10 protein-coding genes are annotated in these 11,566 nt (G+C 36.5%); all 10 read left to right on the top strand.

Annotated elements, in window-relative coordinates:
* The first annotated feature begins 131 nt into the window (after positions 1–131).
* The 10 genes from cas1 to csm6 (ADI58_RS04115) all read left to right on the top strand — a co-directional run bounded on the left by cas1 (position 132) and on the right by csm6 (ADI58_RS04115) (position 11,319).
* Positions 132–1,064: a CRISPR-associated endonuclease Cas1 gene (gene cas1 / locus ADI58_RS04160; RefSeq protein ID WP_239683526.1), complete on the top strand. Its 933-nt coding sequence runs from the start codon at positions 132–134 to the stop codon at positions 1,062–1,064.
* 74 nt (positions 1,065–1,138) lie between these two features.
* Positions 1,139–1,474, top strand: coding sequence for a CRISPR-associated endonuclease Cas2 (gene cas2, locus ADI58_RS04155; protein WP_049521575.1), 336 nt, complete (start codon positions 1,139–1,141; stop codon positions 1,472–1,474).
* A 1,391-nt stretch (positions 1,475–2,865) separates the two neighbouring features.
* A complete protein-coding gene (cas6, locus tag ADI58_RS04150) occupies positions 2,866–3,597 on the top strand; it encodes a CRISPR-associated endoribonuclease Cas6 (protein ID WP_049521574.1) in 732 nt (243 codons plus the stop codon).
* The gene (gene cas10 / locus ADI58_RS04145) at positions 3,578–5,839 is read left to right on the top strand and encodes a type III-A CRISPR-associated protein Cas10/Csm1 (protein WP_049521573.1); all 2,262 of its coding nucleotides are present in this window, start codon (positions 3,578–3,580) and stop codon (positions 5,837–5,839) included. The genes cas6 and cas10 overlap by 20 nt, the downstream gene beginning before the upstream one ends.
* The gene (gene csm2 / locus ADI58_RS04140) at positions 5,840–6,223 is read left to right on the top strand and encodes a type III-A CRISPR-associated protein Csm2 (protein WP_049488611.1); all 384 of its coding nucleotides are present in this window, start codon (positions 5,840–5,842) and stop codon (positions 6,221–6,223) included.
* Positions 6,220–6,882, top strand: a complete 663-nt coding sequence (gene csm3, locus ADI58_RS04135) for a type III-A CRISPR-associated RAMP protein Csm3 (protein WP_049521572.1) — start codon at positions 6,220–6,222, stop codon at positions 6,880–6,882. The genes csm2 and csm3 overlap by 4 nt, the downstream gene beginning before the upstream one ends.
* Before the next feature lies 1 nt (position 6,883).
* Positions 6,884–7,789, top strand: a complete 906-nt coding sequence (gene csm4 / locus ADI58_RS04130) for a type III-A CRISPR-associated RAMP protein Csm4 (protein WP_049521571.1) — start codon at positions 6,884–6,886, stop codon at positions 7,787–7,789.
* A complete protein-coding gene (csm5, locus tag ADI58_RS04125) occupies positions 7,786–8,856 on the top strand; it encodes a type III-A CRISPR-associated RAMP protein Csm5 (protein WP_049521570.1) in 1,071 nt (356 codons plus the stop codon). Before csm4 ends, csm5 begins: the two co-directional genes overlap by 4 nt.
* On the top strand, positions 8,853–10,013 hold the full coding sequence (gene csm6 / locus ADI58_RS04120) for a type III-A CRISPR-associated CARF protein Csm6 (RefSeq protein WP_049521569.1): 1,161 nt from the start codon (positions 8,853–8,855) through the stop codon (positions 10,011–10,013). Before csm5 ends, csm6 (ADI58_RS04120) begins: the two co-directional genes overlap by 4 nt.
* A gap of 16 nt (positions 10,014–10,029) precedes the next feature.
* A complete protein-coding gene (gene csm6 / locus ADI58_RS04115; RefSeq protein ID WP_049521568.1) occupies positions 10,030–11,319 on the top strand; it encodes a type III-A CRISPR-associated CARF protein Csm6 in 1,290 nt (429 codons plus the stop codon).
* Positions 11,320–11,566: the final 247 nt, after the last annotated feature.

Raw genomic sequence — 11,566 nt, 5'->3', positions numbered from 1 at the left:
AGTTAGCAGTCACGAAACGAATCAGTCAAGCTGGTTCGTTTTTGCTTTTAAAAAAGTACAAAAAATAGTTGACAATTTTTTAAAAAGTGATAGACTAGTATCCTTTATGATTTTAGGAGGAAAAGTGATGGATGAGTGATTTATTTATACAAAAATCGGACTACTTTTTAGGACTATCCAATCAGAAAATCATCATAAAAAATAGTCAGCGAGAAATCGAGAGAGAAGTATCCATCTACCTTGTAGACAATCTTTTAATTTTTGGTCAGGCTCAAATAAGTACGCAATTATTGAAAGCTTTAGCAAGGGAGAATATTAATGTCTACTATTTTTCTAGCGAGGGAAAATTTTTGGCTTGTTTAGATTCTTATCGTCAAGAAGACTTTGATAAGCAAGAGAAACAAGTCAGGGCTTGCCTAGACCAAGACTTTTGTCTAGCTCTTTCAAAGGAAATCGTATCTGCTAAAGTTAAGCATCAACTTTCCTTGTTGAAAAGCTATAATCAAGATGGAATCTTGTCAGTAAATGATTTTGGACGTTTTCATTTAACTCTCCAAAAAATAAAGGAGGCCGAGTCCATCTCACAGATAATGGGGTATGAAGGTCGTATTGCGAAATCTTATTTTTACTATCTGAGCTTACTAGTACCGGATTCTTTTCGTTTTTACGGTCGTAGGAGGCGGCCTGCTACGGATTCTTTCAATTGTTTACTAAATTTTGGCTACTCCATTCTTTACTCTTGCTTCTTGGGTTTGATACGGAAAAATGGCTTAAGTTATGGATTTGGTGTCCTACATCAGAGACATGGTCATCACGCTTGTCTTGCGAGCGATTTGATGGAGGAGTGGAGACCAGTCATTGTAGACAATACTATTATGAAATTGATTTTGGAAGAGAGTTTAAAAGATGAGCATTTTGAAACAAAGGCTGATGGTACTTTTATTTTAAAAGATGAGGGAAGGAAAGTATTTCTTCTAGCTATTAGAGAGAGGATGCTAGAGATACATCAGTATATCGAGCTGGATAAAAAGCGCTATTCTTTCCTTTACACGGCTGACCAGTAGATTAAGCGCTGGATTCGAGCTTTTGAACAGAAGGATAGTCATTTGTATGTAACAGCCTATACAGGAGAAGAGTGATGGGATTATATTATCATTTATCAGGAGAAGAAAAGGAATTTGTTAAAAAGAAATCCCTCTTTTGTCTGATAATCTACGATATTATTAGCAATAAAAGAAGATTAAGATTAGCTAAATTGTTAGAAGGATTTGGGATGAGAGTCCAACGCTCTTGTTTTGAAATTGATTTGGAGAAGGCTAGTTATCAAGTCTTGATTCGAGAATTGGAATATTTTTATGATCCTAGCGAGTTTGATAACATTATTGTCTATGTTGGGAATCGAGAAGAGACTATTCGTTTGAATACCGATGATAGAGAGCTAGAAGAAGCAGATTGTTTGTTTTTTTTGATGTGAAAACTCTTACAATTTATGGTATACTATAATTAGTTTCCAAATAGGTTATATCTTGTGTTTGTTTTTAAATCCAACCACAAAATATGGGGTATAAGAACCTATCTGCCTCGAGAGGGGACGGAAACTCATTTTTGATTGCTGCTTCAATTTCATCTCCAGCGGTATAAGAACCTATCTACCTCGCAAGGGGACGGAAACATCAATTGAGATAATTTAAGAACATTGTTCTCTTTTTGTATAAGAACCTATCTGCCTCGAGAGGGGACGGAAACCCAACGCATCCGACAGTTAAAATAATTCTTGTCATTTTGTATAAGAACCTATCTACCTCGAGAGGGGACGGAAACTTTATTTCCATCTCTTTTTAATAATGTTGTCATAATTTTTTAGACCACCCAATTCACCTCGGCAGGGGACGGAAATTTGAGATAGCCTGCGCATAACTCACCGAACTTATTGCTGTAAAATACTCAACTCACCTCGGCAGGGGACGGAAACCATAGCATCACCTCATCTCCAACTTTCACTTTATCGTAGAACATCCTATTCACCTAGAGAGGGGACGGAAACTAGTTCTTCAAAATTGTTTTTAATGTAATCATTAGATTGGTATAAGAACCTATCTACCTCGAGAGGGGACGGAACTAGTGCAGCAGTTGATAATAGAAGTTTTTTGTGCGTAAAACATCCTATTCACCTCGGCAGGGGACGGAAACACGTCTTTCAAATCAAATACTTCGTATAGTTCCGTATAAGAACCTATCTACCTCAAGAGGGGCCGGAAACGCACCAAGTACATGTGTATCTGTAAATGCCATATTTCGTGTAGAACAATCTATTCGCCCCGCGAGGGGCCGGAAACCACTCCACCTCCTCAATCTCAATACCTTCGCAAGAGAAAAGTATAGCTACTTATCTACCTCGAGAGGGGGCGGAAACAATTCAGGTTTTGCATAAATAGAAACATCAAGACCTTTGTGCATAGCATCCACTTTACCTCGCGAGGGGCCGGAAACGTTTTATTTACTCCACAACAATCAATTTTCTACAATACGTATAAGAGCCTTTCTACCTCGCGAGGGGCCGGAAACAACCCAAAAGGCAAGCTTCAAAACGAGAACCAAGGTATAAGAACCTATCTACCTCGAGAGGGGCCGGAAACCAGATTGCTATGAATCGTTTCATTCTGTGACCTCTTCGAAAGTATAGCTACCTATCTACCTCGGGAGGGGCCGGAAACTGATTTCGCAATGAGTCTCGACATCTTGCTCGATTTGTATAGCTACCTTATCTACCTCGAGAGGGGACATTTTCATAAGGGCAGAGGATTCCAAAAGTAAAAAAGCGCTAATGAGAAACTAAAAGCGCAATTGTATTAATAAAGGAGGCATATGAAACGCATCGAACTATTATTTAAGAGGATTGATCAATCACCGAGCGATCTATCGACAAAATTCCAAGGTTTTCTCATGGAGAACCTAGAATCAGACTATGTGACTTGGCTACATGAGCAGGAGACCAACCCCTACTCACTAAAAATCATCCATCAAAAGGACAAGACCCTATGGTCTCTTCATCTCCTGACGGATGAGGCTGTCAAGCAGATTTTGCCTGTTCTATTGGAGCTCAAGAAAGTAGAACTTCATGATTTACCAACTCTCATGGTTGAGTCTTTGTCCATGCAAGAACTCAGTTCGGAGCAACTTTTTGAGTTTTTTAATGAAAACCAGGATCGGTCACTCTACACCATTCATTTTCAAACTCCGACAGGATTTCGCTCCCAGGGAGAGTACGTGCTCTTTCCGACCATGCGTCTCATCTTTCAGAGTTTGATGATGAAGTATGCACGTCTGGTCGAGAATCGTCAGGAAATCGAAGAGGAAACCTTGGACTACTTGGTCAAGCATAGTAGAATTACCAGCTATCGATTGGAATCCAGCTATTTTAAAGTCCATGGCAAAAAAATACCTGGTTTCAGGGGGAAATTGACCTTTAAGATTACAGGTCCAAATACCTTGAAAGCTTATGCTAATATGCTTCTAAAATTTGGGGAGTACTCAGGTCTCGGTATGAAAACTAGCTTAGGGATGGGAGGTTTAGAACTTGAAGAAAGAAAAGAATGATTTAGTTTATGGATCGCTTTTGCACGCTATCGGCAAGGTGATTCAAGGTTCCAGGTATGATGAGAAAGACCTGGGTACCATTGGGTCCGAATGGTTTAGACGCTTTTCGGACAATGAAAAAATAGCCCAGCAGATAGCCAAGGCGACTTCTAGTGATTTGCCGAAGGACTTAGCTCCTGATAGTTTGGTCTATATCACGTCAGCTGCTGTAAAGATTGCTTCAGGACTAAAAGGGACAGCAAGAATTCATCAAGTAAAAGAAGATTTCCTAAGCAAACAATCGGATATCTTTAATGTTTTTTCAGATAGCCCTAGTCAGCGTTATCTTGATGCGCGTCCATTAGAGCTTGACAGGGAACCAAACTATGCTAAGGAATCGAGTGAACCATCTGACCAGTCAGATTATGACTTGATAGTAGAGACCTTAGAAAAAGAGTTTGAGAGATTGGACTTTAGCCAATCTGAGATAGATACCCTTTTGAATCTCCTTGAGTCTACTCTTTCCTATGTGCCTGTTTCGACAAAAACCAAGGAATTGTCGGATATTTCTCTAGCAACCTACAGTCGTCTGACAGCTGGCTTTGCCCTAGCCATAGAGGAATATTTAGCAGACAAGAATTGCCGTGACTATGAGAAGGTACTGGGGCAAGATTTAGAAGCTTTTTATAGCGAGAAGGCCTTTTTATTAGCAAGTTTTGACTTGTCAGGGATTCAAGACTTTATCTACAATATCGCAACGGCTGGAGCAGCCAAGCAACTAAAAGCACGTTCCTTGTATCTAGATTTTATGGGGGAACATATCGCTGACAACTTACTGGAGAAGTTAGAGCTTACGAGGGCTAATCTTCTCTACGTTGGTGGAGGGCACGCCTACTTTATCCTTCCAAACACCGAAAAAACTAGAGAGAGCTTGGCTCACTTTGAAGCAGAATTCAATCAGTTTTTGGTCAAGCATTTCCAGACAGGTCTATACGTAGCATTTGGTTGGAGTCCGTTTTCTGCCAATGATATGACAACGACACTGGCCGACTATCGAAAAGTCTATCAAACAACTAGTCGGATGATTTCCCAAAAGAAAATTTCTCGTTATGATGCCAAAACTCTCCTTGAACTCAACCAAGGAGGAAAAAGTTCCCAGAGAGAATGTGCTATTTGCCACTCAGTAGAAAAGCTTACCAAGTATAAAGATCAAGAGGTCTGCCATATCTGTGCAGGAATGTATCGCTTTGCCAAGGAAATACAAGAAAACTACTATATTGTGACAAAAGAAAAAATTGTGACAAAAGAAAAAGGCCTGCCGATAGGTCCGGGAGCCTATATTAGTGGTATTTCTAAAGCCGACCTTGCCAATGAAGAGTGGGACCGTGTTTATGTAAAGAATAGCTATAGTACAGATATCCTAAAAGCAACCCATGTCTTTGTCGGAGATTACAAGTATGATGAGATTTACAATTATGCTCAACTATCTCAGGATAGGGAAACTGGACAAGGGATTAAACGATTAGCAGTTGTTCGACTAGATGTGGATGATCTAGGAGCAGCCTTTATGGCTGGATTCTCCTATCAAGATGGTGGCAAGTATAATACTCTGGCACGCTCGGCGACCTTCTCTAGAAGTATGAGTCTCTTCTTTAAGGTCTATATCAACCAGTTTGCCAAAGAGAAAAAACTATCAATCATCTATGCCGGTGGAGATGATGTATTTGCTATCGGTTCCTGGCAGGATATTATTGAGTTCACTATTTGTCTCCGACAAAACTTTATCAAGTGGACAAATGGCAAATTAACCCTATCAGCAGGGATTGGCCTCTTTCCAGATAAAACTCCAGTTAGCCTCATGGCTGAAGAGACTGGAAAGTTAGAAGGAGCAGCCAAGGATAACGATAAGGATAGTATTTCCCTTTTTGACAAAAATTATATCTTGAAATTCGACCAATTTATTGACAATGTCTATAATGGGAAACTGAAGAGCATTCGTTACTACTTTAATATCCAAGATGAACGTGGTAAGAGCTTTATCTATAAACTGATTGAGCTCCTTCGTAACTACGATCGTATGAATATTGCTCGATTAGCTTATTATTTAACTCGTTTGGAAGACCAGACACCTAAAGACAAAAAAGAAGAGTTTAGAAAGTTCAAAGATTTATTCTTTTCTTGGTATAAAGGTAGCGAAAATGAACGTAGGGAAGCAGAGATAGCTTTACTTCTATATATTTATGAGATTAGAAAGGATTCATAGATGGCAATTTTAACAGATGATAATTACGTAGATAAGGCAGAAAAGGTTATTAAATCATTGAATCGAAATACTAGGAATTTTAGAAATCCTGATGCATTCCTTTTAACAACTACACAAATTCGAAATCTACTAAATTTAACTAGTAATCTTTTTGATGAAAGTAGGATCAGAGAGTATAAGGAATTGGCTGATAAAATTGCTTATTTGAGAGTGCAGTTTGTTTATCAATCGGGCCGAGAAACTGCAGTTAAAGATTTGGTGAAAAAGGCTGAGATTCTAGACATTCTAAAAGAAATAAACAATAAGGAAAGTCTCCAACGCTTTTGCCGCTATATGGAAGCACTAGTAGCTTATTTCAGATTTTACGGAGGGGAAGATCAATGACATTTGCAAAAATTAAAATAACGGGAGAAATTCGTCTAGAGACAGGACTTCATATTGGAACAAGTAATGCCTTTGCAGCGATTGGAGCTATGGACTCACCTGTGATTAAAGATCCAATTACAAACCTACCCATTATCCCAGGGTCAAGTATCAAAGGGAAAATGCGTACCCTTCTAGCAAAAGTATATAATTCTAGACCAGCAAAGCAGCCAGGAGAAGATGGGGAAATTCTAAGTCGACTATTTGGAAATAGCTCATCTAAGCGCGATAAAGTAGGTCGTTTAATTTTTAGAGATGCTTTTTTATCTAATAAAGATGAACTGGATAGCTTAGGCGCAAAGATTTATACTGAAGTAAAATTCGAAAATACCATTGATCGTATCTCTGCTGTAGCTAAACCGAGACAAATTGAGCGTGCCATCCGAGACAGTGTCTTTGGATTTGAGTTGATCTATGAGATGACAGACAAGAGTCAAGCTCAAGTAGAAGAAGACTTCAAAGTGATTCTTGATGGATTAAAACTGTTGGAACTTGATTATTTAGGTGGTTCAGGTTCTCGTGGATATGGTAAAGTTGTTTTTGAGGATCTTAAAGCAAATACAGTTTTCGGAAACTATGATGTTAGTAGATTGAATGAACTTTTAACTACGGAGGTCTAGTATGACCTATAAGATGTATATTATGAACTTTCAGTCTGCTCACTTTGGAGCAGGTACTCTGGATAGTTCTAAAATGACTTTTGCAGCTGACCGCTTGTTTTCAGCTCTGGTATTAGAAGCAAAAAAAATGGGAAAAATGGAGGAATTCGTGTCAATAGTGAGTCAAGATGAATTTGTTTTGACTGATTCCTTTCCTTATCTGTCAGTTCCATTTTTACCTAAGCCGATAGGATTTCCAAAGTTTGAACAGCCAGACTTAACAACGGATGTCAAGGAAGTAAGACGTCAAGCAAAAATGGCAAAGAAACTTCAGTTTATCCCTTTGGATAATTTTGATTCTTATGTAAATGGAACGCTTTTTAAAGATGAAGAACACGTAGTAACAAATATTGTCACAAAAAATCAACCTCATGTGGATGGGGCACTTTATCAAGTTTCTACTGTTAGATTTAGAGATGACTCTTCACTTTATGTGATTGCAAACGAGTCTGAGCTCTTGAATGAACTCATGACAAGCTTGCAGTATACAGGAATTGGTGGGAAGCGTTCTAGTGGCTATGGACAATTTGATTTGACTATATTAGATTTACCAGATGGCTTCAAAAATCGTCTTACCAAGGTCCATCAAGGACCTGTCATGACTTTGACAACTTCACTACCGGTTGAACATGAACTTAAAAACACAATGGAAGCTAGTTCTTATTTACTAAGTAAATCAAGTGGTTTTGCTTTTAGTACAGAAACCAATGAAAATTACCGTAAGCAGGATTTATATAAGTTTGCTTCTGGCTCTACTTTCTCTGAAACCTTTACAGGACAGATTGTGGATGTAAGACCTCTTGATTTTCCACATGAAGTATTAAATTATGCTAAACCACTATTTTTTAAGATGGAGGGAGAAAGATGAAAACAGAATATAGAACTTTTCAATTCAGCCTTCTTTCTATGGCTCCTATCCATATTGGCAGTGGTGATAAGTACACTTCTCGTGAATTTATTTATGAAAATGGGTACTTTTATTTCCCTGATATGGGTAAGTTTTATAATCGAATGGTGGAGAAAGGTTATGATCAGAAGTTTGAGCGCTTCTTACAAGAGAGAAAGCCAAGAGCAAGTAATAATCGTTTGATTTCCTTTTTAGAGGATAACCGTATTTCTGACCGTGATTTTGGTGGTTATAGAATTAAAGAGACAGGTTTGGAAACTGAAGAGAATGATAATGATTCTAAATTAGGTGCTATTAATGAAGTAGTAAAGTTTATGAGAGACCCGTTTGGGACTCCATATATTCCTGGAAGTTCATTAAAGGGAGCTATTCGGACTATCTTGATGAATACCAATCCTGACTGGAATAATAAAAATGTTGTGAAAGATAAAAAGGAAAACAAATCTTTGATTCCTTGGGGTGCCAAAAAGGGTCAAGAATTTAATGACTTGTTTAATGCGATTCGTGTTAGTGATAGTGAGTCATTTAACAATGAGCAGATTATTCTAGTTCAAAAATGGGATTATTCTGCTAAATCACTAACTGCCAAGCCTCTTCCTTTATACAGGGAAGCAATCGCACCCTTAACTAAAATCAATTTCACCATTACTACAACTACTAAGGAAGCTGGAATCCTAATGGAAGAATTAGGACAGATATCGCAAGCCTTTTACAAAGAATATAAAAATTTTTTCTTATCAGATTTTCCTGAAAATAAAATTCAGCCAAATATTCAATATCCTATATACTTGGGTGCTGGTAGTGGAGCTTGGACAAAAACAATTTTTAAACAAGCAAAAGATATTTTACAAGACCGTCACAAGAAACCGGTACAAACTAAGATGAAGGGTAAAGGTGTGTTAAAGCTTACAAAAGCCCCAATGAAAAGTGTTAAAACAACACAAGCAACTCGTAAACTGATAATGAATAATGAATCCTTCTATGAAATGGGGAAAGCTAATTTCATGATTAGGGAGATTTTACAATGAAAATTTTGATATCCGCTGTTAGTGATTCCGATCCGATTAGAGGATTTCATGATGGTGCTCTGGTTCATATTGCAAGAAAGTATCGTCCAGATAAAATTATTATTGTGTATTCTGATAAGATGCTTCCTAATAAAGAGCGAAACAATAAAGTTCTTTTCTCTATATCTGAAAACTATAGACCAGAAATTATTATTCATGAAAAAATAATTATTGGTGAGGATGTCTTTATTTTCGATAAAATGTATGATGAATTCTCAAAAATAATTAATGAATGTTACAAAAAAGAAGATGAATTTATTTTGAATCTTTCTAGTGGGACACCACAGATATGCGCTGCTCTTTTTATTATCAACCGTTTGAGTGGTATAAATGTCAAAGCAGTTCAAGTTGCTTCTCCACAAAAGGGGCCAAATATAGGAGATAAACATGATATAAGTGAAGATATTGATGATTTGATTTCATTAAATGAAGATAGTACCGATCAGTTTGTGGATCGTACTTTGGAAGATAGTGCGGAGAAATTTAGTCAGGATTTAATGAAGAAAACTATTCGTGATTTTATTACTAAATATGATTATAAAGCTAGTTTAGAGTTAGCAAATCAATTACCAGATTTTTCTGGTTTGAAAGAAGCGCGTAAAAAATTGCAAGATATTGTAGATGCGCTAGATAGACAAGATATTCCCCAAACCTTAAAAAATAGAAAATGGAGTGATGAGAAGAAGAAGGTTCTCAATGCTTATCTAACAATTGAATTGCAAAAAGAACGTGGTAATTTTAGTGAAGGTCTGATTAGAATTAAAAACCTTACAGAGTTTATCTTAGGTGACTATATCGAAAATCGTTATCCAGGATTTCTGGATAATTACTCGAACGATTCAGTGAAATATTATATCGGGATTTGGGATTATGACAAGATCCTTCAAGAAAAAAGAGAGTGGATATTGCATAACAAAATCAAACCGATTTTGAGAATGAACAAAACACGAAATACGATAGCTCATAAATTGGATTCACTAGATTCTGAGGAACTTAAACAGTTAGGTCCAGTTCTAAAAGCCTTAAAAGGGCTAATCAAGGAACAGTATCAACTTACTGAAAAGGATTTTAATTTTTACAAGGATTTTAATAAAGAATTATTAGAATTACTGAAATAATGAGAGGTAGAATATCTTGGAAATTTTAATTTCAGCAGTTGGAACGACTGATCCGATAAGCAATAATCGAGATGCAGCTTTATTACATATTGCACGCACTCATAGACCGGAGAAGATTGTTTTAGTTTATAGTGAGGAGATGCTGATCAAGCAAGATCTCATTGAGCAAGCTATTTTTTCCATAGAAGATTATCATCCTGATGTGACAATTGAGTCAACAATTCTAAAAAATGATGAGGTTTATCTATTTGATAAAATGTATGAGGTTATGGGACAGATTGTTGAAAAATATTCTGGAACTGATCATCAATTAATCTTAAACCTATCTTCAGGAACGCCTCAGATTATTTCGGCTTTATTTGCCCTCAATCGAATCAAAGATTATAATACTCAGGCTATTCAGGTTGCAACTCCTAAAAGAGCTGCAAATAGACCATATGTTCAGCTTTCAAGTGATGAAGAAAAGAACTTATTTGCTGAAAACAAGGATAACCAAAAGGATTACGAAGATCGTACTATTAAAGATGAGGCTGAAAAATTTAATCAATCTTTAATCAAACGTCATTTAAGAAATCTGATAGCTTCCTATGATTATCTTGCCGCAGAAGAACTTGTTACAAAAAAAGAATACAATAACTTACTTTCTAAAAAGAAATTATCTTTTTTACGAGCTACATTAAATGACTTTGTAAAAGTATTTAAAACCCAAGCTATTTTAAAAGATATTCAAGACTATCCATTGACAGATGTTGAGAAGAAAGCCCTTAATTACTTTTTAATGATAGAAGTATTGAAAGAGAGAGGACAAGTAGCAGATGTCTTAATCAAATCAAAGTCTTATGTTGAATTTATCATCGAAGAAAAGATCAAAAAAGATTATCCTGATTTAATCAAATATGATGGGGCCTTACCAAAATTAAATGAAGAATACAAAGATTTTGAGAAGATTTTAGATTTTATTGATTTAGAATTTAAAAAAGCAAAAGGAATAGAAAATGAAGAGGAAAGAATTTATTCACCTCAATCAACCTTAAACCTTTTATCTTATGAAAATATTCTAACTTTTTATCAAGTCTCTCCTGACTTATTGAAGTCACTTAAGGTTATTACCGGTTTAAATAGTGAGCGTAACAAAGTTGCACATGGACTATCAGAAATCGATGGTAAAATAGTTAATTCTAAAAAATTGAACCAAACAATAGATACCTTACGTTTTGTCCTTCAGGATACATTTGATATTGAAGATTATTATTTTGGATATTATCAAAAAATCAATGACGAATTACTAGATTTACTTCGTTCTTAACGAACAAGCTTATTTTGAAAGATTACTATTTTGTACTATTTCATTAGGACGATTTCCAGTTGACGCAAGCTTAAAAAAACGTTATAATAAGAAAGTTGAGAATTGATTTTCACTTGTCTTAGTCCAGAGAAATGGCGGTGCTGCGAGCCATCTAAGCTAGGAAGTCATGCTACTCAATCATACAATTGCATAAGAATAAGAGAATGACAAGTTCATTGAATGAAGGTGGTACCGCGGTTTTTCGCCC

The sequence above is a fragment of the Streptococcus mitis genome (assembly GCF_001074635.1).
Classification (GTDB): Bacteria; Bacillota; Bacilli; order Lactobacillales; family Streptococcaceae; genus Streptococcus; species Streptococcus mitis_E.
The sequence above is the reverse complement of the archived record's forward strand: the minus strand, read 5'-3'. Positions and strand labels throughout refer to the sequence as shown.

Bases quoted from the DNA above. Each gene is read 5' to 3' on its own strand.
- cas1 (WP_239683526.1), top strand. From the start codon at position 132: ATGAGTGATTTATTTATACAAAAATCGGACTACTTTTTAGGACTATCC.
- cas2 (WP_049521575.1), top strand. From the start codon at position 1,139: ATGGGATTATATTATCATTTATCAGGAGAAGAAAAGGAATTTGTTAAA.
- cas6 (WP_049521574.1), top strand. From the start codon at position 2,866: ATGAAACGCATCGAACTATTATTTAAGAGGATTGATCAATCACCGAGC.
- csm2 (WP_049488611.1), top strand. From the start codon at position 5,840: ATGGCAATTTTAACAGATGATAATTACGTAGATAAGGCAGAAAAGGTT.
- csm3 (WP_049521572.1), top strand. From the start codon at position 6,220: ATGACATTTGCAAAAATTAAAATAACGGGAGAAATTCGTCTAGAGACA.
- csm4 (WP_049521571.1), top strand. From the start codon at position 6,884: ATGACCTATAAGATGTATATTATGAACTTTCAGTCTGCTCACTTTGGA.
- csm5 (WP_049521570.1), top strand. From the start codon at position 7,786: ATGAAAACAGAATATAGAACTTTTCAATTCAGCCTTCTTTCTATGGCT.
- csm6 (WP_049521569.1), top strand. From the start codon at position 8,853: ATGAAAATTTTGATATCCGCTGTTAGTGATTCCGATCCGATTAGAGGA.